Raw genomic sequence first — 22,914 nt, 5'->3', positions numbered from 1 at the left:
TGGCAGCCTACGGTGCGTGGCCCAGCCCTTGAAAGAGATGATCAACCGCCGGTCCGTGACCGTCCTGGCCGACGGCCTGGCGGCCGCGTGGCCGCAGTTCCCGCACGAGCGCTTCGTCGAGTCCGCCCTGTCGGAGCTGGAGCTGAAGGAGCGCATCAGGCGGGTGGCCGTGGCGCTCCACGAGTCGCTGCCGATGCCCTTCCCTTCGGCGGCTCCGCTGCTGCGCTCCGTCGCCGGCCGGCTCGACATGTGGAGCGGCTGGCCCGTCACCGACTACGTCGCCGCCCGGGGGCTCGACCACCTCGACGAGGCCATGCGGACCCTGGCGGTCCTGACCCCCTACTCCACCGGCGAGTTCGCCGTCCGTCCCTATCTGGAGCGCTACGGCGAGGCCGCGCTGGAGATCATGCGCGGCTGGGCCGGCTCGCCCGACGAGCACCTGCGCCGCCTGGCCTCCGAGGGCACGCGGGCGCGGCTGCCGTGGGCCACGCGGGTGGGCCGGCTCATGGTTCCCGGTCCCACCTATCCCATCCTCGACGCGCTGCGCGACGATCCGAGCGAGTATGTCCGCCGCTCGGTCGCCAACCATGTCAACGACCTGACCAAGGAGCATCCCGAGGCCGCCCTCGACCTGCTCGGGCGCTGGCGTTCCGAAGGCGGCTCCCACGTCGAGCGCGTGCTGCGCCACGCCCTGCGCGGGTTGCTGCGCTCGGGCCATCCCGGCGCCCTGGCCCTGGTCGGAGCGGCCCCGGGCACCGGGCGCGTCGAGTCGCTGACCGTCGACGACACCGTGGCCGTGGGCGACAAGCTGCCCTTCACCGTCACCCTGCGCGCCGACGGGCCCGGCCCGCTCGTCCTGCGCTACGCCGTGCGCCGCGAGGGCTCACGCCGCGTCTTCCACCTGGGCGAGCGGGTGGCCACGGCGGCGGGCGAGCTGTTCACCGTGGCCAGGTCCCACTCCTTCCGGCCCGTCACCACCAGGGTCGAGCCGCCCGGCCCCCGCGAGCTCGAGATCGTCGTCAACGGCCAGGTGCGGGCGAGCGCGCCCTTCGTCCTGGTGGAGCGGTGACCTCACCCGACCCTTCGCATCACGTGGAGCAGATACTCCTTGCGGTCCAGCGGGTTGTGGTCGGTCCTGCGCCGCGCCGGAGGAGCGCCCTTGACCGGCTCGTAGCGCGCGAAGTCGCTCTCCATCAGCCCCTCGCCGCGGGTGAGCGTCGGCAGCTCCAGCTGCAGCGCGTGCACGCGCCCGGCGGGGATCTCCCCCTCCACGACCGGCCCCGCGGTGTACGGCACGGCGTTCACCTTGGCCAGCGCCGGGAGCACCACGCCCAGGGTGTCGGGCGGCAGCTCCAGCCTGAAGCGGTGCACCGGCTCCAGCACCCGCGTCCCCGCCCGCTTCAGCGCCTCCATCAGCACCAGCGGCGTCAGCCCGCGGAAGTCGGCGCCGGTGCTCGACATGCTCTTGTCGAAGCCGGCGTGCATCGCGCTCTGCTTGGGCGAGTAGCCGCAGTGCGTCATGGTCACGACGCAGTCGGCGACCTGCCAGCCGTGCAACCCCTCGCGCAGGGTCTCGTGCACGGTGTCCTCGACCGTCTTGAAGAACGCGTACGGCATGTCCCCCAGCGAGACGCCGAGGCGGAAGGTGACCCCGGCGCCCGGCTCGGCCGGTTCGACGCGCAGGCCGACCGTGGCCAGGAACGGATTGTCGTCCTTGCCGTTGAACTCCACCGCCTCGCCGCCGCCCACCGGCCGCTCGACGCAGAGCGTGGTCGACTCGCGGAAGCTCACCTCGATGCCGAAGTCGTCGGCCAGGGTCGCCTGGATGACCTCCTTCTGCACCTCCCCGTAGAGCGACAGCGACAACTCCCTGCGCAGGTCGTCCTGGCGCAGGTTGATCAGCGGGTCCTGCTCGGCGAGCTGGATCAGCGCCGCCTGCAGCGCGCCCTTGTCCGGCGACTCGACGACGGTCTCCAGGGTGGGCGGCGCGAAGACCCGGCCGGTGGTGCGGGCGGCGCCCAGCGGGTCGCCGATCCTGGCGTCGTCGAGGCCCCACACCCTGCCGATGTGACCGGCGGGCAGCGAGCTGCCCCTGCCGACGACGTCCTGCAAGGCGGTGATCTTCCGGCCGCTCGGCAGCCGGTCGCGCACGTGGAGCGTCCCGGCGAACATCCGCACGTAGGCGATCTTCTCCCCGGCCGCTCCGCGCTCGATCTTGAACACCGTGCCCTCGACCTCGCCGTCGGGGTCGCCCTGCGCAGCGGGCAGCCATTCGCTGATGCCGCGCATCAGCTCCGGCACGCCCGCGCCGGTGATCGCCGAGCCGTAGAAAACGGGCATGACCTGCCGCGATCGGGTGACCGTACCTCCTTCGAGGTAGGCGGCCAGCGCCTCGTCGTCGTGCTCGGCCAGCAGCTCGGTCAGCTCGGCGGGGCCGTACGGCACGAACGCCGCCCGCCGCGTGCCCGCGTCGCGGATCCGGCCCACCGGCGCCGAGCCGGGGATGCCGAGGTCCGCACGCGCGCCCATGCGGTCGATCTTGTTGACGAAGACGACCGTGGGGATGCGCAGGCGGCGCAGGGCGCGCATCAGCACCCTGGTCTGGGCCTGCACTCCTTCCACGGCCGAGACGACCAGCACCGCCCCGTCGAGCACGCTGAGCACCCGGTCGACCTCGGCGATGAAGTCCGGGTGACCGGGGGTGTCGATCAGGTTGACGGTGAGATCGTCGATGGCGAAGGAGGCGACCGCGGACTTGATGGTGATGCCGCGTTGGCGCTCCAGCGCCAGGGAGTCGGTCTGGGTGCTGCCGTCATCGACACTCCCCAGGGAGTCGATGACACCGGCGGCGAACAACAGCCGCTCGGTCAGGCTGGTCTTACCGGCGTCTACATGCGCCAGGATCCCAAGATTCAGCGATTGCACTAGGCGTCAGGCCCTTGTCGTCGATGGATAGTCCTCGCGTCTCTCGCATCGACGTGCGCCTCATGCCCGTGCTCCCTTCGTCGCCGTTCAGTTGACCAGAGCGATAATTCGAGGTCAACCGGTTTTCCGCTCGCTATCCTCGCCCGCATGAACCGTGGTGTGACGCCCCAGAGTGAGGACTTCTCGGCCTGGTACAACGAGCTGGTCGCCAAGGCGCAGCTCGTCGACCGCGGCCCGGCCAAGGGCACCATGGTCATCCGACCGTACGGCTACCGCCTCTGGGAGCTGCTGCAGGCCGAGCTCGACCGCCGCATCAAGGACACCGGGCACGAGAACGCCTACTTCCCGCTGCTGATCCCCGAGAGCTACCTGCAGCGCGAGGCCGAGCACGTCGAGGGCTTCGCCCCCGAGCTGGCCGTCGTCACCCACGCGGGCGGCAAGGAGCTGGAGGAGCCGCTCATCGTGCGGCCCACCTCCGAGACCATCATCGGCGAGATGATGGCCAAGTGGATCTCCTCGCACCGTGACCTGCCCCTGCTGCTCAACCAGTGGGCCAACGTCGTGCGCTGGGAGATGCGCCCGCGCATGTTCCTGCGCACGACCGAGTTCCTGTGGCAGGAGGGCCACACCGCGCACGCCGACGAGGCCGACGCGATGGGCGAGACCATGCTCGCGCTCGGGCTGTACGAACAGGTCGCCCGCGACATCGCGGCCATTCCCGTCGTGCCCGGCGAGAAGACCCCCGGCGAGCGCTTCGCCGGAGCCGTGCGCACGTACACGATCGAGGGCATGATGCGCGACGGCAAGGCGCTGCAGTGCGGCACCTCCCACTACATGGGCGCCAACTTCGCGCGGGCCTTCGACATCGGCTACACGGCGGCGTCAGGGCGGCGGGAGCTGTGCCACACCACGTCGTGGGGCATGACAACCCGCATGATCGGGGCGGTGATCATGACGCACGGCGACGACAAGGGGCTGGTGCTGCCGCCCAGGCTCGCGCCGTACCAGGTCGTGATCGTCCCGATCCGCGACACCGCGCCCGCCTGCCACGAGCTGGCCGTACGGCTGCGCGCGGCCGGCGTGCGCGTCCACGTCGACGACCGGCCGCACCTGTCGCCCGGGTTCCGGTTCAACGAGTGGGAGCTGCGCGGGGTGCCGATCCGGCTGGAGGTGGGACCGCGCGACCTGGAGTCGGGCGCGGCGGTCCTGGCCCGCCGCCTCGCTCCTGGGAAGGAGAGCGTGCCGCTCGACACGCTCCCGTCGGCGCTCCCCGTGATCCTGGAGGAGTTCCAGGAGTCGCTGCTCCAGCGCGCCACCGCCTTCCGCGACGAGCACACGGTCACGGTCGGCACGTGGGAATCCTTCGCCGCGGCCGTCTCGACGGGCTGGGCGCTCACGCTGCACTGCGGGCGGCCGTCGTGCGAAGACCTCATCAAGGCGGAGACGGCGGCGACGCCGCGCTGCATCCCCCTGGCCGGCCCCGCGGAGAGCGGCACCTGCGTGCGCTGCGACCAGCCGTCGGCGTACGGCAAGCGGGTGATCTTCGGGCGGGCTTACTGAAGCAGGGCGGGCCTTCCGGAGCCGTCGGGGGCGTCACCCCGTCGCATCACATGAGGAAGCTGGGCAGGGTGTCGTTCGCGGTCATGACGACGCAGACGATCGCGAACACCATGAGGAGCAGCAGCAGGATCGCCTGGCCGATGCTGAACTTCTTCTGCATGATCATATTCTACCTGACGCCCATAAGTGACATCTTGATCACCACGGGTAAACACAGGCCGTGAAGGATGACGCGCGAGCGCTGCTCATCGACGTGGCCCGGTTGCTGCTGGCGGGGAGCGCCGAGGGTGTCTTCGTCGTGCGCGAGTCGGTCAGGCGGGTCGGCGCGGCCCACGGCCTCGACGCCGACCTGCTCGTCCTGCCCGACCAGCTCGTCCTGCGCATCGACGACGGCGCCACCAGCACCGTCGACGTCATCGAGACCATGCCCGGCCTGTCTCTCGACCGGCTGGAGCAGGCCAAGCGACTCGTCGCCGAGATGCACTCGGGCCTGCCCCTCGCCGAGGCCAGGCGGCGGCTCGACGCCATCCTCGCCGCGCCCCCGCCCTACCCCTGGTGGCTGCGGATCGTCGGCGTCGTCCTCTTCACCGCCTGCTTCGCACCGAGCCTGGTGCCGACCTGGACGGAACTGCTGACCACGGTGGTGCTCGGGGCGGTCATGGGCGTGCTCTTCGTCGCCTTCACCGGCCGCCGGTGGGAGCCGCTGCTGCCGCTCATCGGCTCGTTCGTGATCGGCTGCCTGACGCTGACGGTGTTCACCGACGCGGCCTACGCGACCGGGCCGGTGATGCTGATGCTGCCGGCGCTGTTCATCGTGATCCCCGGCGACTACCTGTCGGCCGCCTCCGCCGAACTGGCCGTGGGCCGCATCTCGGCCGGGGCCACCCGGCTGGTGTGGGCGAGCTTCATCCTCGTTCAGATCATCATCGGCGTGGAGCTGGCCGCCCAGGCCACGGGCGCCGGACGGCAGGCGCTCTTCGAGGCCTCCCAGCCCGGGACCCTGCCGTTCTGGTTCATCGTGCTGGCCTGGATCCCGTTCACCGTCGGCCTGGCGCTGACCTTCAACGCGAGCCTGCGCAACGTCCCGATCATGGCCGCGCTCACGATGGGCACCTACCTGCTGTACGCGGGCTTCGCCAAGCTCGGCGGCGATCTCGTCGGCACCCTCGTGGCGGGCGCGGCCCTCGGCGCCGCCGCGACACTGCTGGCCCGCTCGCCCGCCCTTCCTCCGCGGCTGGAGCTCGTGGTGGGCGGCTTCTTCACGCTGACCGTCGGCAGCCTCGGGCTGCGCGGGGTCACGGCGCTGATCGGCGGGCATCCGATCGTGGGGGCGCAGGACCTGTTCAGCTTCCTGCTGATCGTGCCGACGGTGGCCCTGGCGCTGCTCGCGGGTTTCCTGCTGGTTCGCCAGGGGGCCCTTGACTTGCCCCGGTGACTCGGGATACTTTCCGGCTAAATATAAAGGAAACTTTCCTAATAGTTTCCTTGCTCCCACCCCCTTCAGCCGGAGCAGAACATGAAACGACAGTTGATCGCCGTCCTCGGGGCCCTCCTGTTACCCCTGGGCACCTCCGTCGCCATCGCGCCCAGCGCCATGAGCGCCGTGCAGATGGCAGCCCCCGCGTGGGCGCCGTACACCTCGTATGCGGTCGGCGCGGCCGTCTCCTACAACGGAGTCGACTACACCGCCATCCAGGCCCACACCTCCCTGCCCGGCTGGGAGCCGCCGAACGTCCCGGCCCTGTGGCGTGCGGGTGGCGGAGGCGGAGGTGACACCCAGGCGCCCAGCGTGCCGGGCAACCTGCGCACCACCGGCAACAGCACGAGCAGCATCGCGCTGGCCTGGAACGCCTCGACCGACAACGTCGGGGTCACCGGGTACGAGCTGTCCCGCGGCGGCACCGTGGTGGCCACCGTCACCGGCACCACCTACAACGACACCGGACTGGCCGCCGGAACCAGCTACTCCTACACCGTCCGTGCACGCGACGCCGCGGGCAACTGGTCGGCGCAGTCCAGCCCGCTGAGCGCCTCCACCCAGCAGGGCAACGGCGCACCCGGCCAGCCCGGAACACCCTCCGTCAGCGGGGTCACCAACACCTCGATCTCCCTGTCGTGGGGCGCCTCCAGCGGAACCGTCACCGGCTACCGCGTCTACGAGGGCACCACCGTGCGGGCCACGGTGACCGGCACCAGCACCACCATCTCCGGCCTGGCCGCCTGCACCTCCAAGACCTACACGGTCAAGGCCTACAACTCCGTCGGCGAGTCGGCCGCCAGCGCCGCCGTCAGCGGCACCACCGCCGGCTGCACCGGCGGCGGCAACAAGCTGCTCGGCTACTTCGTGCAGTGGGGCGTCTACGGCCGCAACTACCACGTCAAGAACATCGACACCAGCGGCTCGGGCAGCAAGCTGACCCACATCAACTACGCCTTCGGCAACGTCCAGGGCGGCCGCTGCACCATCGGCGACTCCTACGCCGACTACGAGAAGGCCTACACCGCCGACCAGAGCGTCGACGGCGTCGCCGACACCTGGGACCAGCCGCTGCGCGGCAACTTCAACCAGCTGCGGAAGCTCAAGGCCAAGTACCCCAACATCAAGATCCTCTTCTCCTTCGGCGGCTGGACCTGGTCCGGCGGCTTCGGCCAGGCGGCACAGAACCCGACCGCCTTCGCCGACTCCTGCTACAACCTGGTCGAGGACCCGCGCTGGGCCGACGTGTTCGACGGCATCGACATCGACTGGGAGTACCCGAACGCCTGCGGCCTGACCTGTGACACCAGCGGCCCGGCCGCCTTCAAGAACCTCATGCAGGCGCTGCGCAACCGCTTCGGCTCCAGCAACCTCGTCACCGCCGCCATCACCGCCGACGGCAACAACGGCGGCAAGATCGACGCCGCCGACTACGGAGGCGCCGCGCAGTACATCGACTGGTACAACGTCATGACGTACGACTTCTTCGGCGCCTGGGCCGCCCAGGGCCCGACCGCCCCCCACTCGCCGCTGACCAACTACGCCGGCATCCCGACCCCCGGCTTCTACTCGGACAACGCCATCCAGAAGCTCAAGTCGAAGGGCGTGCCGTCCAGCAAGCTGCTGCTCGGCATCGGCTTCTACGGCCGCGGCTGGCAGGGCGTCACCCAGTCCGCACCCGGCGGCACCGCCACAGGCCCCGCACCCGGCACCTACGAGCAGGGCAACGAGGACTACAAGGTCCTCAAGACCCGCTGCCCGGCCACCGGGACCATCGCCGGCACGGCGTACGCGCACTGCGGGAACCAGTGGTGGAGCTACGACACCCCCTCGACCATCGGAGGGAAGATGGGGTACTCCAAGCAGCAGGGACTTGGGGGTGCGTTCTTCTGGGAACTGTCGGGTGACACGACCAACGGAGAGCTCATCAACGCGATGAAGGCCGGCCTCGCGTAGAGGTTGGATGTGACCTTACGGGCGCGGCTCCTTCGGGGCCGCGCCCGGCTCTTTATACGGGCGCCTATACGGCTGGCGCCGGGGTGTCTATGCGGGCTGCCCATAACGTCGAGAACATCCGACGACGAGAGGAGCACCGTATGAACAGCGACTTCATGTGGAGTCCGGCCAGCGTCGACTGGGGCGCACCCAGCCTCGAGTGGAACTAGTCACCCCTCGCTGTGCCGGGCCCAACCACCCGGCACAGCACCAGGCTCTAACCCTGATCCAGAACGCGCGTCATCCAAATCGAGTCACCGCGCTCCGCATCCTCCGTGACGCGCTCACTCCGCTGGAACCCGACCTTCTCCAGCACCCGGAACGACGGCGCGTTCCACTCCCGAACCGTCGCCCACAACCGCCTGCGCCCCGTCCGGATGGCCGCCTCCACCACAGCCCGAGCCGCCTCCGTCGCGTAACCATGCCCATGAGCGCGTCGCGCCAGCTCGTAGGCGATCTCGGGCTCGTCATAGGTCGCCTGGCCGACGATCAGACCGCAATAGCCGATGAACTCGCCAGTGGCACGCAGCTCAATCGGCAACAACCCGAGACCGGGCTCCTTCGCCAGGGGATCGTCCAGAATCCAGGCGCGGAAGTCGTCGACGGTCGGACGTCCATCGGCGTCGATCTGGCGCAGGGCTCGCCGGTCTCGTTCAAGCCACAGGCCGCGATACTCCACGGCATCGGCCACCACCCACGGCCGCAACCGCAGCCGCTCGGTCACCAATTCTGTGGGCAGATCCCCGTATGTCGCCACACGGCCAACTTATCCCAGCAGGCTCTGCGGCATCGCAGGCACCGTTCGTAGGCTCGTCAAGCGCTGAAGCCCAATGCCACTGCGCCGCGATCCCTCCCATGTCGGCAAAAGTTCCCTCCAACGCTCAGCTTCGGCAGATCCTTAGATGTGGCCGACCACCCCGGGCAGTCCCGTCGAAGAACGGCTGGCCCTTCGAAGGTGCACTGCCGTACCGGATCCCCTGAGAACCTCGCGCTCGCCCACCGGAAGCACACCGGAGGGCGACATCCCGGCGAATCCACACTCGCCGCGACCGTCGCCGACCACGGCACGTATGGCCGCTGAACTGCTCACCATCCCGGCGGCCATAGCCGCCATGCTTTTGCGCGCTGAACGCCGGCCTGGATGACGGCCAGACGAGCTCATGACACGCGATGAGCAGAACTCTCCCGGATAAAGGTCCTGCGCGCTCTATCGACCCATCAGAAAGTACGGCGCTTCGCTGGTCCACCCCTCACTCAACCTCACTCCTGTGGCGAGTTCAATGGCGGTCAGAGCGGCCGCCCAACAGTTCTCCCCCTTCTCCCAATCGAAATAGGGCAGCACAGCCTGCACCTGTGGCCACCGAGCCCAACCTGGCAGCCCCATTGCTTCCTCGGCGTACAGGGCGTTGAAGGAGAGCACCATTTCACCGTCAGCGGCGAAGCCGATCGAGTTGACGGCATTGACGTTCCAGTAGGCACTGTAGGCTCGCCCACCCGAGCTCAGCCGTGGAAGAACCGGTGGATAGACACCCCGAAATCCGTTGTACTCGAAGAGCGCTACGTACCGATCCGAACACTCGACGAGCATCGCCCAAGGGGCGCTATCCGACAGATAGAGGAAGGTTTCCTCATGCTCGAAGGTGTCCGTCTTATGGACCTCGTACCGTCCCGCCTCGCTTACCCGATCAGCAGTCTCCGTGAGGCTCATCGCAGACCCGTCGTGAGGCAGGACCACCGTCCAGCAGATGGCCACTCCCATCCAGCTGTCATCTAACAGTTGCCTGTAGTGCAGGTAGGTCTCCCGCACCACCTCAGCATCAACCACGCTTGACCTCCATCGACCAGGGCGATTGGAAAGATCATCGCAGCAAGGTCTGACAGAAGCCGGAGAGGTTACCGTTCGAAGATCACAAAGGCCCTCTCGGATCATCCGGAAGGGCCCCAGAGCAGCAGAGCCGGGAATCGAACCCCTGCGCTCCTGCTTGCAGGTGAGGATGAGATCGTTCGCGGATGTCCACGAACCTCCGACTTCCCCGTTTGCGCGCCTCATGAGTGCCTGCTCATCCATGAGAGTCGACGGCCTTTGTTAGCATCCGCGTTAGCAAGATCGCCATGCCTGGAATCGCGGGTCTGTCCCCGAAGCCGGACCAACGTGAACAACCAAATCTCCGATCCTCGCAAGATGCCACAAGTGGCTGTCCCGCAGGCCATGATCACTTACGTACATGTCCCTGCATTTCAGGAGTTGCCATGTCTGCTGCCGATGACCTCGGATGGTTGATCGTCGGCCATGATGGATGGACAGATCTTGACCTGATCCGCGGCCGACTCGCCGCAGGCACGGATCCCAACTCCGGCGTGAACATCTTTGATAAGCCGCTGCACATCGCGGCTGAGCGTGGATCGCCTGAAGTGGTCGCCGAGCTGGCCTTGCGCGTCGACGACGTCGATGCCGAACATCGAGGCCGCACCGCCCTCTGGATGGCCGTCTTCGCAGGCCGCACCGACAACGCCCGAGCCCTCGTCGCGGCGGGAGCGGACCCGTGGCGCCTCATGATGGATGGCTGGTCTCCCGGCCGCCTCAGTCTGGCCGGCCCTACTCCCGGCCTTTTCCCCATCCCCTCACCAGACATCGGTCTCTCCCCGGCCGAGGCTTCCGCCGCGGCGGAAGCCAAACGTCTGATTTCCGCACTAGGAGACGTCTATTTCGACGGCCTGAGCCTGGCCTGCGTTGCCGGCGTCAGCGCAGCCGAGGCGACGGCTCGGCTGGAAGCCTCCCCCGCCGGCAACATAGACATCGACGACTTGTACGAGGCCTGGTACAACGTCCCGGACGCCGATTTGATCGTCGGCATCACTGGCGTACCCGGCGGCTGCGTAATCACCCAACCCTGGGGATACACCCTCGACACTCCCGGCCTCGTCAAACGCCTTTCGGCGGGCACTGTCTGCTACAGCATGTACTCCAATCCCAAGGGCGGCATCAGCGGACACGTCACTCGAGACGGCGTGTTCCTAGCTTGGGGAGACGCATACTGCCTACATGACTCCTCCGGATGCCCCTGCCGAGGAGATCCTCGCCGCCTACCTCTACAGCAACCACCCTCCGGCGTTTTGCTGCGCCGGTACAGGCCTGCGCCTGGCCGACGCCCTGCCGATCACAGGCTCATCTGCCGCCTGGCTACGACTGCCCGAGCGGGACTACTGGGCCTGATGTATGAAGTAGGTGCGATGCAAGACCCGATTCCAACTGATCGGGCCGTTGCCCACGTGCGAGTCAGATCAACTTCGAACCGGTAACACTCGTCGATGCGAACGCCGGTGGGAACGTGCTGCCGATCGCGGATGCCATCTGGTGCTGTGAGGTGCGGCAATGGAGATGCCCGCAGGTCGATACGCGGCGTCCGGGCGCCCAAGAGAGACAAATGGGGCCTTGAAATACCAGGAATCGGCAGACCGAAGTAGCCCCGCCTCGACGGGGAAGCGACCGTCAGGCGGGTAGGTTCCGTCCCTGATCCGGACGCGCAGTTCGTTGGGGACCTGGATCCATACCCTTGCGACTCGCCTGGACATCAGCCACGCCGGGACCGCACACGGGCGTGGACCTGCTTCTACGTGCGGATACGAGCAGACTCGACTATGAACGAGCGTGGACGAGCACGCCTTCCCGAAAGGGTGCGAATGCCGGCGCCAGGTCAGCGGACAGCTTCAGCACCCGTCACACCTGCGCCTCGCTCCTGGCAGCCCTCGACGTCCACCCGCGCGTGGCGATGCGCATCCCTTGCCACTCGCAGATCTCAGTGACCATGAACGTTTACACCCAGATCCCCAACCCAGAAACCTGAAGGCGCTCAACAGGCTCAACGACAGCCTGCAATAGCCAACGCTCCAACCGATCGAGATCCCTGGTGAGAACCGTCTCCCAGAACCTCGGTAGGTGGAGGGACGGGCCCACAACGCACCTTCCTATGGCAGGTCGTCGAAGAATCGTGCGACGTCATAGTTGGCAATCAGTCTGGCCAACCCCAACGGGGTCTGCCCATGCCGGTTCACCTGGCCGGGGTCAGCTCCCCTGGCTCGCAGCAGCTCGATCAGCTCCCCACGACCGCGCGAGTTGAATACCGCCCTCCACAGTGCGTCGGTGGATTCAGTCAAACCTCAGCAGCAATTCAGCGATGCCTACGGCATACTCCTGAGCCGCTAGATGCAACGGCGTCAACCCACGCCCGTCCGTTGCATCTGGATCCGCCCGGCGCCGATGAGCCCCTCAACTGCCTGGCGGTCCGCCCTCACCACTGCCAGGCGAAGCGGAGTCCTACCATCACGGTCACGCAGCATGATCCGCCGTCGAATCCGTTGCTGTACGGAGATCACAAAGGCCCTCCCGGATCATCCGGAAGGGCCTCTGAGCAGCAGAGCCGACTAGGGGAATCGAACCCCTGACCTTCTGTTTACAAGACAGATGCTCTACCGATTGAGCTAAGTCGGCACGGCCTAACAGTCTAGCCACTCACCTGCGCCGCTGACGAGCGACCTCGTACAACGCGATCCCCGCCGCGACGCCCGCGTTCAGGGACTCCGCCGCCGCGAACATCGGGATGCGCGCCACGTAGTCACACTGCTCCCGGACCAGTCGCGACAGCCCCTTGCCTTCGGAGCCGACCACGATGACGAGGGGCTCGCCGAGCAGTGACACCTCGTCGAGGTCGACGGTTCCGTCGCCGTCGAGGCCGACGACGAAGATGCCGGCCTCGCGGTATTCGCGCAGGGCGGCCGTCAGGTTGGCGGCGCGGGCGACGCGCATGGTGGCGAGGGTGCCGGCCGAGGTCTTCCAGGCGCCGCCGGTGACGCCGGCGGCGCGCCGGGAGGGGATCAGGAGGCCGTGGGCGCCGAAGGCGGTGGCGGAGCGGGCGATGGCGCCGAGGTTGCGCGGGTCGGTGACGCCGTCGAGGGCGACGATCAGCGGGATCTCGGCGGCGTCCTGGGCGATCTCGATGAGCTCCGACGGGTGCGCGTAGTCGTAGGCCGGGATCTGGAGGGCGATGCCCTGGTGGACGGCGCCTTCGGTGAGGCGGTCGAGCTTGTCGCGGCTGACCTCGAGCAGGGCGATGCCGCGCTCGGCGGCGAGCTTGAGCGAGGCGCGCACGCGGTCGTCGCTGTCGAGGCGCGCGGCGACGTAGAGCGCCGTGGCGGGCACTCCCGCGGCGAGGGCCTCGGCGACCGGGTTGCGGCCGCCGATGTATTCAGGCGCGTCGTCGGACTTGCGCTGGCGCGGCGCGGACGAGGGGCGGGAGGCCCCGCCGCGCTCCTCACGCGCGATGCGCTCGGTGCGCGACTTGTCCTTGTACCAGTGGCGCGCTTCCTTCGGTGGCGTCGCGCCCTTGCCTTCCAGACTGCGACGTACTTTTCCGCCGCTGCCTTTGAGCGGACCCCGTTTCCTCATGGCACCAAGGTTACCCGCGTGAAAGCTGCCAACGAGCCCCATGGGGGGTGTCCTCGACGGTGATGCCGGCGGCGGTGAGTCCGTCGCGGATGGCGTCGGCCGCGGAGTAGTCCTTGCGGGCGCGGGCGGCGGCGCGCTGCTCGAGGGCGACCTTGACGAGCGCGTCGACGACGGGAGTGAGGTCGGAGCTGTCGCCGCGCCACTGGGCGGAGCGCGGGTCGAGGCCGAGCACGTCGAGCATGTTCTGGGTCTCGGCGAGCAGGCGGGCCACGGCCTCCTTGTCGCCGCGGCTCAGGGCCACGTTGCCTTCCCTGACGACCTCGTGGACGACGGCGAGCGCCTGGGGCGTGCCGAGGTCGTCGTCGAGCGCGTCGACGAAGGCCTGCGGGAGGGGGGCGTGGGCGTCGACGTCGTGGATGACCTCGGCGGCGCGGGTGACGAAGCCCTCGATGCGCTGGTAGGCCGCGGCCGCCTCCAGCAACGACTCCTCGGAGAAGTCGATGGAGGAGCGGTAGTGGGGCGTGGCCAGGTAGTAGCGCAGCTCGGCGGCGCGCACCTTCTTGAGCAGGTCGGGGATGAGCAGGGAGTTGCCGAGCGACTTGCTCATCTTCTCCGTGCCGATCTTGAGCATGCCGTTGTGCATCCAGTAGCGGGCGAAGCCGTCGCCCGCCGCCTGGGACTGGGCGATCTCGTTCTCGTGGTGCGGGAAGATCAGGTCGAGGCCGCCGCCGTGGATGTCGAAGGTCGGCCCGAGGTACTTGGTGGCCATGGCGGAGCACTCGAGGTGCCAGCCGGGACGCCCGGGGCCCCAGGGGGTGGGCCAGGTGGGCTCGCCGGGCTTCTCGCCCTTCCACAGGGCGAAATCGCGCGGGTCGTGCTTGGCCGAGTCGTCGTCGCAGTCGGCCGCGGCGCGCATGTTCTCGAGCTTCTGGTTCGACAGCGAGCCGTACTCCGTGGCGTACGACCGCGTGTCGAAGTAGACGTCGCCGCCGGAGGCGTAGGCGTGGCCGCGGTCGATCAGGCGCTGCATCAGCGTGATCATCTCGGGGACGTGGCCGGTCGCGCGCGGCTCGACCGTGGGCGGCAGGCAGCCGAGCTGGTCGTAGGCCCAGGTGAAGGCACGCTGGTTGCGCTCGGCGATCACGAACCACGGCACGTCGTCGGCCGCGGCCACCCGGATGATCTTGTCGTCGATGTCGGTGACGTTCCTGCAGAAGGTCACGTCGTAGCCGGAGCGCGTGAGCCAGCGGCGCAGCACGTCGAAGTTGACGCCCGAGCGGATGTGACCGATATGCGGCGGAGCCTGCACGGTGGCACCACACAGGTAGATCGACACCCGGCCGGCCTCGACCGGGACAAACTCGCGGACTGTGCGGGTGCTGGTGTCGTAAAGGCGCAGGCTCACAAAGGCAAGGCTAACGCCTCGCGCGACGTCGCATGCTGATTTGTCAGCCTCGTAGCGTCACCTTCTCGGGCGTCAGGCGCACGATCACTCTCTCATTGCCCTGCGGTTCCTTCCAGTCCTGTCCCGAGTACTTCCGCGACAGCTCCTGAATGAGCGATCCCGTCGGATCGTCCTCCATCGTCACCTTTCCACGCACTTCGACGTAGACATAGGGATTGTCGGAATCGATGATCAGAATGCTCGCGCGCGGGTCACGCACGAAATTGCGGTGCTTGCGACGGCCCTTGACGGTCGAGAACAGGATGTCGTCGCCGTCGGTCCGCACCCACACCACCGTGGACTGCGGCCCGCCGTCGGGATTGATGCTCGTCACGGTCGCGTAGCTGGCCGCGTCGAAGTACTTGCGCGCGCCCGCTGACAGCTCGGCCATGTGATTCCCCCTTGATCGGTTTCCCACCCCATTCTTCTGTAGGCTCGAAATCGCCATGGACGTGACTCCCCCTTCCACGCTGCGCCGCCTGGGTGTCGCCCTCGCCGGGCTCGCCGTCGCCGCACTCGCCGGCACCGCCTGCGCTCTGTCCTTCCACGACCTGCGCGACCTCGCCCTCAGCGGCGGGGCCTCGCCCGACCTCGCCTTCCTCTATCCCGCCGGCTTCTCGGCGCTCCTGCTCGTCGCCCTGCTGGCCGTACTCCTGCTGAGCGCCGGCGGGCTGCTCGTGCGCGCGCAGGCGGGGCTGGTGCTCGTGCTCCTCATCGTGGCCGCGGGCGCGGCCAACGTCGGGGCGGTGGTGGGGTTCCGTTTCGACGTACGGCACGCGGCCGTGGGCGTCGCCGTGGCGCCCTGGGTGATGCTGGCGATCGCGCTGTGGTTGTGGCTGGTGATCATCAAGCACGTGCAGGAGCGGCGCAGCTCGCGAGCCGAGGGTACGGCGGAGCAGGATCTGGTGCCGTTCGAGGAGCGGAAGCAGCAGGCGATTCCGGCGCTGCCCTGGGAGGACGAGAAGGAGTCTGTGACGGCGGCCGCCGCGCCGTTGGGGCGTCAAGTGCCCGAGCCCCGGCCGGAGCCGCTGCCGGATCCGGAGCCGGAGCCGGTGCCTGAGCCGATCCCGTTTCCGAGCAGGCCGAAGCCGAGGAAGCCCGAGCCGCTCCCGGAGCCCGAGCCGACACCTGTGCCGATCCCGGTGCCGGGACCGGGGCCTGACCCGATGCCTGACCCGGTGCCTGACCCGGTGCCCGACCCGGTGGAGCCGGTGCCAGGGCGGCCGGTGGAGCCCGCGCCGGTGCCCCAGCCGCTGCCTGAACCTGAGCCGACGCCGGAGCCCGAGCCCACGGTGCCGCCCGAGCCGGAGCCGCTGCCTGAGCCCAAGGCTGTGCGCGAGCACGCGGCGCTGCACGCGTCTGAGCTTGAGGAACGGCATGCGACGGAGCCGGAGTGGGCACCGGAGCCGCAGGGAGCGCGTGAGCGTGAGCTTGACGTAGACACGGAGCCGTGGGCGGTCGCCGAGACGCGGCAGGAGGCGGACGCCGAGCACGAGCATGAGCCTGCCGCGTACGCCGCGCAGAACGGCGGGCCGCACGCCTCCGACCAAGACCACGACGCCGAGCCGCACGCCGACCATGACGCCGGCCATGACGCCGAGCCGTACGCCACGGACCGCGGTGGGTCGCTGCCGGAGACGGCCCCGGAGGCGGAACGCGCCCCAGAACCCGAGCCGGAGACCGAGCCCGACCCGCAGCCGGGCCAGGAGGCCGAGCCCGACCCGCAGCCCGACCCGCAGCCCGAGCCCGACCCGCAATCCGAGCCCGACCCGCAACCCGAGCCCGACCCTGAACCCGAGCCCGTGCGCAAGGCGGTGCGGTGGGGTGACCGGGTGAAGCCTGCCGCGTCCGACAAGCTCGTGCATCCCGCCGATCCCGACAACCCCGACCCCGAGCACGGCCCCGATGCCGCCGACGAGGTGCCCCGGGCCCGCAGGCCGTACAACGAAGCCCCGTCCAGCCGCCTGAGGAGCACCCCCCTCCCCCCGGGCGACGAGTAAGCGACGCCGCAACGCAACAGGCCCGCCCCCACATCATCGTGGGAGCGGGCCTGTAGCGCTTATGTCACAGGCGACTACCGCGACCGCGACGGAGGCCGGCCACCAGGCCGACACCGATGACCGCCAGCACCACCTGCATGACGAGCTCGATCCAGTCGATGCCCGCCGTGTTGGAGACGTTCATCGCCTGGGCGATGAACGTACCGATCAACGCCGCGACGATGCCGACGACGATCGTCAGGATCCATCCGATGGCCTGGCGGCCAGGGATGAGCAGACGGCCGATCGCACCGACGACGGCGCCGATCACGATTGCGCCGAGAATGGATTCGATGGTCATGAAAACCTCCCCGTGAGGGTGACACCTTCACTCCCACGGCCAGCGAGCTACCCGCTCACCAACAGTTATGCGCGACCTTCGAAAATCGGCTGGTCAGACGCCGGATTTCCCTCCTGAGCGCGGCATGGCGACGATCAGGATGGCCAGCACGGCGCATCCGATCTGCAGTCCCCACTGGATCCAGTTGATGCCTCGGGTGTCGGAGACGCCGAACAGGTACGCCAGGAACGTGCCGACGAGCGCACCGACCACGCCCATGAGCCAGGTCATCGTCAGCGAGATGTTCTGCTTGCCCGGAATGAGCAGCCGCGCGATGGCGCCGATGACGATGCCGAAGACGATGGCCCAGATGATCGATCCGATCATTCGTATCCCCCCTCACATGCGGAGATACCCTGATCGGCCAAGAAATACGCCTGGGTGAAGGAGGACGGCGGCCCGTACCGCGCCAGTGACGAACCGCCGCCCCCGAACTCGGCGGGCTTCCAGTACGAAACTGGTCGGCACCACCCGCCGGGATACCCTCAACGCATCCCGTTAGATGACGCGCCATTCGGGCGATTGGTTCACGACGAGGGTGTTCGGTTCACGATGCGGGCGATTGGTTCACCACGAGCGCGTTGGCGATCGCGCCGAGGCCTTCGCCACGGCCGGTGAAGCCCAGCCCGTCGGTGGTGGCGGCGCTGAGGCTCACAGGAGCCCCCACGAGCTCCGAGAGCACCTTCTCGGCCTCCTGGCGCCGGGGAGCCAGCTTCGGGCGGTTACCGACGACCTGGACCGCCACGTTGCCGATCAGGAAGCCGGCCTCCCCCACGAGCCTGACGGTCTCGGCGACCAGGACGGCGCCGGACGCGCCCGCCCATCGGGGGTCGGACGTGCCGAAGACCGCGCCCAGGTCACCGAGACCGGACGCGGACAGCAGAGCGTTGCAGATCGCGTGGCAGACGACGTCGGCGTCGGAGTGGCCCTCGAGGCCCGTCTCGCCGGGCCAGTGCAGCCCGGCCAGGTGCAATTCGCGACCAGATGCGAACGGGTGGACGTCGATGCCGACGCCCACCCGGGGAAGATTCGCGTTCAGGAGTTGAGAACCTCGTCGAGCAGGGCCTCGGCCTTGTCCTCGTTGGTCTTCTCCGCCAGCGCGAGCTCGCTCACCAGTATCTGGCGAGCCTTGGCCAGCATTCGCTTCTCGCCGGCGGAAAGGCCGCGCTCGCGGTCCCTCCGCCACAGGTCCCGAACGACTTCGGCGACCTTGTTCACATCTCCAGAAGCGAGCTTCTCAAGATTGGCCTTGTAACGGCGCGACCAGTTGGTCGGCTCTTCCGTGTGCGGCATGCGAAGAACATCGAAAACGCGCTCAAGGCCTTCCTGGCCGACAACGTCGCGCACGCCGACGAGTTCTGCGTTTTCCGCCGGCACCTGGACGGTAAGGTCGCCCTTGTCGACCTTGAGCACCAGGTAGGTCTTCTCCACACCCTTGATGGTCCGGGTTGTGATTTCTTCGATCCTGGCAGCCCCATGGTGGGGGTAGACGACTGTGTCGCCGACCTGGAAAGTCATGTGACAAGTACCCCTTCCGCTGTACTCCAGGGTACCACGCGTCCAGAGTCTCCCGGAACAGTGAAATCACCATAACTGCAGGTCAAAGCCGCATATTTGGGCTTGACATCCCAACAACTCTATGAATCGCAAACCCTGACATAGCTAATGACCTGCAGGGGTGCGGGAATGACCATGGAATCGGGTGGATAAGGTGGGCGCTGCCAACTCCTCTCCATGCTAAGGAGACTCCCTCGTGACCAGCCGACGCTGGATTATCGCCGCCGCCGCGCTCCTGGCAGCCCCGGTTCTGGCCGGCTGTTCCGCCGGATTCCATGCCAACACCAACCAGCCGTACATGCCGGTCGAAGGCGCGGCGCTCATCGACCACGCGGCGGATCTGCCGACGTACGGCGGCAGGCAGGGCCTGACCATCCCCCAGGTCTTCATCCTCGGCCCCGACGCCGGCGCGCAGCTGGCCCAGGGCGGCAAGGCCCCGCTGTACCTGAACGCGCTCTCCTACTCGGGCGACACCCTCCAGGCGGTCACCGCCGAGGGCCTGGGCACGGTCACCCTCGCCAGCCCGATCCAGCTTCCCGCCAACCAGCTCATCAACACCGGCAAGCCGACCCCGCAGGTGATGATCGACGGTCTGGCCAAGCCGCTGCACGGCGGCGAGAGCTTCAAGGTCACCTTCCAGTTCGCCACGGCCGGCGCCGTGACCCTGGACGTGCCCGTGGTGACCCGTAGCCGCGAATACACGGCCTACCCGATGGCTCCGGGCGCCACGCCCGCCCCGACGCCCACGGCGAGCCCTACGCCCTCTGAGGGCCACTCTGAGGGCGGTCACTAGACAACCTTCTCGGCAACCCCGGCGCGGGCCGGGCGCCGTAAAGAAGACTTCGTCCTCTGGCACAGCGCCGACGTCAACGAAAGAGCGGCCGGTTCCGCGAAGGAACCGGCCGCTCTGCCGTACTCAAGACCTGATCACTCGTTGGGCTCGAACTTGTACCCCAGCCCGCGCACGGTCAGGATGCACCGGGGGTTCGACGGGTCGGCCTCCACCTTGGCCCGCAGCCGCTTCACGTGCACGTCGAGGGTCTTGGTGTCGCCCACGTAGTCGGCGCCCCACACGCGGTCGATCAGCTGCCCGCGCGTCAGCACCCGCCCGGCGTTGCGCAGCAGCACCTCGAGCAGCTCGAACTCCTTCAGCGGCAGCTGCACCTGTGAGCCTCGCACCGACACGATGTGCCGGTCCACGTCCATGCGCACGGGCCCGGCCGCCAGCACGGCGTTCTCCGGCTCGTCGGCGACGTCACCCTGGCGGCGCAGCACCGCCCTGATCCTGGCCACCAGCTCGCGCGAGGAGAAGGGCTTGGTCACGTAGTCGTCGGCGCCCAGTTCGAGGCCGACCACCTTGTCGATCTCACTGTCCTTGGCGGTCAGCATGATGACCGGCACCTTGGAGCGCTGCCGCAGCGAACGGCACACCTCCGTTCCCGGCAGGCCGGGCAGCATCAGGTCGAGCAGCACGAGGTCGGCGCCGCTGCGGTCGAAGATGTCGAGCGCCTCGGGCCCGGTGCCCGCGACGGAGACCTCGAAGCCCTCCTTGCGGAGCATGTAGGACAAGGCGTCGGAGAACGACTCTTCGTCCTCCACAACAAGCACGCGAGTCATAGGGCCGCCTCCAGGGGTTTGGGTACTGCCACCGCGGTGCCGCCGAAGGCGGGCAGCCGCAGCGTGAACGTGGATCCGGAGCCTTCCTTGCTCCAGACCGTCACCTCGCCGCCGTGGGCGGCGGCGACGTGCTTGACGATGGCCAGGCCGAGTCCGGTGCCGCCGGTGGCGCGCGAGCGTGCGGCGTCGACGCGGAAGAACCGCTCGAAGATGCGCTCCAGGGCCTCTTCCGGGATGCCGATGCCCTGGTCGCTGACGCTGATCTCGACCGATTCCCCGGCCGGTCTGGTGCTGACGACCACGCGGGTGTGCTCGGGGCTGTAGGCGATGGCGTTGTCGATGAGGTTGCGCAGCGCGGTGGCAAGGAGTTCCTCGTCGCCCCACACGCGCAGGCCCTCGAGCCCGCCCGAGACGAGCGTGATGTCCTTGCCCGCGGCCTTGGTCGTGGAGTAGTCGATGGCCTCGTGCACGACCTCGTCGATCAGCACCTGGCCGGGCGTCGGGATGGGCTCGGCGCCCTGGATGCGTGACAGCGTGATCAGGTCCTGCACCAGGTAGGCGAGGCGGGCGGCCTCGTGCTGCATGCGCCCGGCGAAGCGGGTGACCGCCTCGGGGTCGTCGGCGGCGTCCTGGATGGTCTCGGCCAGCAGGCTCAGCGCGCCCACCGGGGTCTTGAGCTCGTGGCTGACGTTGGCGACGAAGTCGCGGCGCACCGCCTCGACCCGTCGCATCTCGGTCTGGTCCTCGGCCAGCACGAGCACCTGGCCGTGCGAGCCGAGCGGCGCCACCCGTACGGCGAAGCTGGTGGTCTCCTGGCCGAAGCGGTGCCCGGCGACCTCGATCTCGCTCTCGCGGATCTCGCCGTCCCTGCGCACCTGCCTGGCCAGCGCCAGCAGTTCGGCCGCCATCAGCCGGTCGCCCTTGACGAGCCCGAACGCCCGCGCGGCCGAACTGGCCCGCAGCACCCGGTCGTGGGCGTCGAGTACGACGGCCGACGACGGGAGCACCGCCAGCACCGAGGCGACGCCCTGCGGCAGCGCGCCGACCTCCGTGTCGTGCGAAGGCTCGGTCCGGTTCGGCGTCTCGATCTGGTTGCGGTAGAACAGCACAGCGAACGCGCCCACCACGAATCCGGCCAAGGCGGCCAAGCTCATGGCCATCTCACTCATGTCTTCGATGGTAGGTGGGTATTTCCGGGACACCGACCCATGACCTGGACCCTTCCCGCAAAGTTCACTTAGCGGTTGGGGGTCGTTCATCGCCCGGCACGTACGTTGAGTCCATGCGTGACGCCTACCATGAAGAACTCGACGCCCTCACCGGGCGTCTCGTGGAAATGACCCGCCTGGTCCGCTCGGCCATCTCCCGGGCGACCACGGCCCTGCTCGACGCCGACCTGCAGCTGGCCGAGAGCGTGATCTCCCGTGACGAGGAGGTCAACCGGCTCTTCGCGGAGATCGAGGCGTCCGTCTTCGAGCTCATGGTGCGCCAGCAGCCCGTCGCCATCGACCTGCGCATGATCATCACCGCTCTCCGCATGGGCACCGACCTGGAGCGCATGGGCGACCTGGCCGAGCACGTCGCCAAGGTCGCGCGCCTGCGCCACCCCGAGTCCGCCATCCCCGCCGACATGCGCCCGACCATCCTGGAGATGGGCCAGATCGCCGAGAACATCGTCAGCAAGGCCGGCAGCTGCATCGCCCGCCGCGACGTCGAGTCGGCGCTGGAGCTGGAGCACGACGACGACGCCATGGACCGGCTGCACCGCAAGCTGTTCCGCGAGATCCTCGGCAAGGACTGGAAGCACGGCATGGAGCCGGCCATCGACATCACGCTGATCGGCCGCTACTACGAGAGGTACGCCGACCACGCGGTCCGCATCGCCCGCGACGTCGTCTACCTCGTGACCGGCTCGCGCCCCTCCTGAACATTCGCCCCCGGATCGGCGTCAAAGCCAGCAAGGGGGTGAAGTCATGAAAAGAATCATCGCGATCCTCGTCGTCGCCGCAGGCCTGCTCGTCCTGGCCCCGGTGGCGGCCCAGGCGGCGCCCACGTTCCCGTACCCGGTCCTGCGGCGCGGCGGCGAGAGCGGCCCGAACGTGCTGATCCTGCAGCATCTGCTGCGCGGCCAGCGCGACATGTGGGTGAAGGCGATCCCCGCCGACGGGGTGTACGGCAAGCGCACCGAGGAGTTCGTCAAGGCCTACCAGGGCCTCGTCGGGCTGCCGCAGGACGGCGTGGCCGGCGCGCACACCTGGACGCGCCTCATCGCCGACAACACGTTGCGCCGGGGCGACAGGGGCGAGGAGGTACGCGCCTTGCAGTGGGGCCTGGTCAAGAACGGCCACCTGATCCGAGAGCAGGTGGACGGCGCCTTCGAAACCGACACGGCGCGCGAGCTGAAGCGTTTCCAGCGGTTCACCGGCATCTCGATCGACGGCATCGTCGGCGTGCAGACCTGGCGCGCGCTGATCACCTGGGGCAACAACGACTAGAAGCAGTGAAGGGCGCGAGCCG

22 protein-coding genes and 1 tRNA gene are annotated in these 22,914 nt (G+C 68.5%); 9 read left to right on the top strand and 14 right to left on the bottom strand.

From position 1 onward, the window contains the following. Positions 1–16: 16 nt before the first annotated feature. Positions 17–1,069 carry a DNA alkylation repair protein gene (locus ACIBH1_RS00555; RefSeq protein WP_397311418.1) on the top strand — a complete coding sequence of 351 codons (1,053 nt, stop codon included), beginning with the start codon at positions 17–19 and terminating at the stop codon, positions 1,067–1,069. 2 nt (positions 1,070–1,071) lie between these two features. Here the strand turns inward: ACIBH1_RS00555 and ACIBH1_RS00550 are convergent, their stop codons facing one another. Next, a complete protein-coding gene (locus ACIBH1_RS00550) occupies positions 1,072–2,925 on the bottom strand; it encodes a GTP-binding protein (RefSeq protein WP_397311417.1) in 1,854 nt (617 codons plus the stop codon). 147 nt (positions 2,926–3,072) lie between these two features. Here ACIBH1_RS00550 and proS point away from each other — a divergent pair, with 147 nt between their 5' ends. The 3 genes from proS to ACIBH1_RS00535 all read left to right on the top strand — a co-directional run bounded on the left by proS (position 3,073) and on the right by ACIBH1_RS00535 (position 7,918). After that, positions 3,073–4,485: a proline--tRNA ligase gene (gene proS, locus ACIBH1_RS00545; protein WP_397311416.1), complete on the top strand. Its 1,413-nt coding sequence runs from the start codon at positions 3,073–3,075 to the stop codon at positions 4,483–4,485. Positions 4,486–4,705: 220 nt separating this feature from the next. After that, positions 4,706–5,920 carry a threonine/serine exporter family protein gene (locus tag ACIBH1_RS00540; RefSeq protein ID WP_397311415.1) on the top strand — a complete coding sequence of 405 codons (1,215 nt, stop codon included), beginning with the start codon at positions 4,706–4,708 and terminating at the stop codon, positions 5,918–5,920. An 81-nt stretch (positions 5,921–6,001) separates the two neighbouring features. Beyond that, a complete protein-coding gene (locus ACIBH1_RS00535; protein ID WP_397311414.1) occupies positions 6,002–7,918 on the top strand; it encodes a glycosyl hydrolase family 18 protein in 1,917 nt (638 codons plus the stop codon). A gap of 256 nt (positions 7,919–8,174) precedes the next feature. Here the strand turns inward: ACIBH1_RS00535 and ACIBH1_RS00530 are convergent, their stop codons facing one another. Beyond that, positions 8,175–8,714, bottom strand: a complete 540-nt coding sequence (locus ACIBH1_RS00530; RefSeq protein WP_397311413.1) for a GNAT family N-acetyltransferase — start codon at positions 8,712–8,714, stop codon at positions 8,175–8,177. A gap of 450 nt (positions 8,715–9,164) precedes the next feature. Continuing rightward, positions 9,165–9,782: a DUF6461 domain-containing protein gene (locus tag ACIBH1_RS00525; protein ID WP_397311412.1), complete on the bottom strand. Its 618-nt coding sequence runs from the start codon at positions 9,780–9,782 to the stop codon at positions 9,165–9,167. A gap of 425 nt (positions 9,783–10,207) precedes the next feature. Here ACIBH1_RS00525 and ACIBH1_RS00520 point away from each other — a divergent pair, with 425 nt between their 5' ends. Then, a complete protein-coding gene (locus tag ACIBH1_RS00520) occupies positions 10,208–11,257 on the top strand; it encodes an ankyrin repeat domain-containing protein (protein ID WP_397311411.1) in 1,050 nt (349 codons plus the stop codon). Between the two features lie 847 nt (positions 11,258–12,104). Here ACIBH1_RS00520 and ACIBH1_RS00515 read toward each other — a convergent pair. The 5 genes from ACIBH1_RS00515 to ACIBH1_RS00495 form a co-directional block, all read right to left on the bottom strand. Beyond that, positions 12,105–12,176: a hypothetical protein gene (locus ACIBH1_RS00515; protein WP_397312170.1), complete on the bottom strand. Its 72-nt coding sequence runs from the start codon at positions 12,174–12,176 to the stop codon at positions 12,105–12,107. A 197-nt stretch (positions 12,177–12,373) separates the two neighbouring features. Beyond that, positions 12,374–12,446: transfer RNA gene (locus ACIBH1_RS00510), tRNA-Thr, on the bottom strand. A gap of 21 nt (positions 12,447–12,467) precedes the next feature. Then, complete coding sequence (gene rlmB, locus ACIBH1_RS00505) at positions 12,468–13,400, bottom strand: 23S rRNA (guanosine(2251)-2'-O)-methyltransferase RlmB (RefSeq protein WP_397311410.1); 933 nt, start codon at positions 13,398–13,400, stop codon at positions 12,468–12,470. Between the two features lie 10 nt (positions 13,401–13,410). Then, complete coding sequence (cysS, locus tag ACIBH1_RS00500) at positions 13,411–14,805, bottom strand: cysteine--tRNA ligase (RefSeq protein WP_397311409.1); 1,395 nt, start codon at positions 14,803–14,805, stop codon at positions 13,411–13,413. A gap of 43 nt (positions 14,806–14,848) precedes the next feature. Then, positions 14,849–15,235 carry a PPOX class F420-dependent oxidoreductase gene (locus ACIBH1_RS00495; protein ID WP_397311408.1) on the bottom strand — a complete coding sequence of 129 codons (387 nt, stop codon included), beginning with the start codon at positions 15,233–15,235 and terminating at the stop codon, positions 14,849–14,851. Between the two features lie 55 nt (positions 15,236–15,290). Here ACIBH1_RS00495 and ACIBH1_RS00490 point away from each other — a divergent pair, with 55 nt between their 5' ends. Next, positions 15,291–16,844: a DUF2637 domain-containing protein gene (locus tag ACIBH1_RS00490; RefSeq protein WP_397311407.1), complete on the top strand. Its 1,554-nt coding sequence runs from the start codon at positions 15,291–15,293 to the stop codon at positions 16,842–16,844. Between the two features lie 64 nt (positions 16,845–16,908). Here the strand turns inward: ACIBH1_RS00490 and ACIBH1_RS00485 are convergent, their stop codons facing one another. From ACIBH1_RS00485 to ACIBH1_RS00470, 4 genes are all read right to left on the bottom strand, one after another. Further along, the gene (locus tag ACIBH1_RS00485) at positions 16,909–17,184 is read right to left on the bottom strand and encodes a GlsB/YeaQ/YmgE family stress response membrane protein (protein WP_181615765.1); all 276 of its coding nucleotides are present in this window, start codon (positions 17,182–17,184) and stop codon (positions 16,909–16,911) included. Between the two features lie 93 nt (positions 17,185–17,277). Then, positions 17,278–17,550 carry a GlsB/YeaQ/YmgE family stress response membrane protein gene (locus tag ACIBH1_RS00480; protein ID WP_397311406.1) on the bottom strand — a complete coding sequence of 91 codons (273 nt, stop codon included), beginning with the start codon at positions 17,548–17,550 and terminating at the stop codon, positions 17,278–17,280. Positions 17,551–17,770: 220 nt separating this feature from the next. Then, entirely contained in the window at positions 17,771–18,241 is a 471-nt protein-coding gene (ispF, locus tag ACIBH1_RS00475; RefSeq protein WP_397311405.1) for a 2-C-methyl-D-erythritol 2,4-cyclodiphosphate synthase, read from the bottom strand. Positions 18,242–18,258: 17 nt separating this feature from the next. Continuing rightward, positions 18,259–18,741, bottom strand: coding sequence for a CarD family transcriptional regulator (locus ACIBH1_RS00470; RefSeq protein WP_181615762.1), 483 nt, complete (start codon positions 18,739–18,741; stop codon positions 18,259–18,261). Between the two features lie 235 nt (positions 18,742–18,976). Here ACIBH1_RS00470 and ACIBH1_RS00465 point away from each other — a divergent pair, with 235 nt between their 5' ends. Then, positions 18,977–19,573 carry a copper chaperone PCu(A)C gene (locus tag ACIBH1_RS00465; RefSeq protein WP_397311404.1) on the top strand — a complete coding sequence of 199 codons (597 nt, stop codon included), beginning with the start codon at positions 18,977–18,979 and terminating at the stop codon, positions 19,571–19,573. A 134-nt stretch (positions 19,574–19,707) separates the two neighbouring features. Here ACIBH1_RS00465 and ACIBH1_RS00460 read toward each other — a convergent pair whose 3' ends face one another. After that, entirely contained in the window at positions 19,708–20,397 is a 690-nt protein-coding gene (locus ACIBH1_RS00460; RefSeq protein WP_397311403.1) for a response regulator, read from the bottom strand. Continuing rightward, complete coding sequence (locus ACIBH1_RS00455; RefSeq protein ID WP_397311402.1) at positions 20,394–21,566, bottom strand: sensor histidine kinase; 1,173 nt, start codon at positions 21,564–21,566, stop codon at positions 20,394–20,396. The genes ACIBH1_RS00460 and ACIBH1_RS00455 overlap by 4 nt, the downstream gene beginning before the upstream one ends. A 113-nt stretch (positions 21,567–21,679) precedes the next feature. On the opposite strand from ACIBH1_RS00455, the gene phoU reads away from it, so the two are divergent. Beyond that, entirely contained in the window at positions 21,680–22,324 is a 645-nt protein-coding gene (gene phoU / locus ACIBH1_RS00450) for a phosphate signaling complex protein PhoU (protein WP_397311401.1), read from the top strand. Positions 22,325–22,370: 46 nt separating this feature from the next. Further along, positions 22,371–22,892: a peptidoglycan-binding protein gene (locus tag ACIBH1_RS00445; protein WP_397311400.1), complete on the top strand. Its 522-nt coding sequence runs from the start codon at positions 22,371–22,373 to the stop codon at positions 22,890–22,892. Positions 22,893–22,914 lie beyond the last annotated feature (22 nt).

The organism is Nonomuraea sp. NPDC050663, assembly GCF_044456985.1.
GTDB lineage: Bacteria > Actinomycetota > Actinomycetes > Streptosporangiales > Streptosporangiaceae > Nonomuraea.
This window is presented reverse-complemented; position numbering and strand designations above follow the sequence as displayed.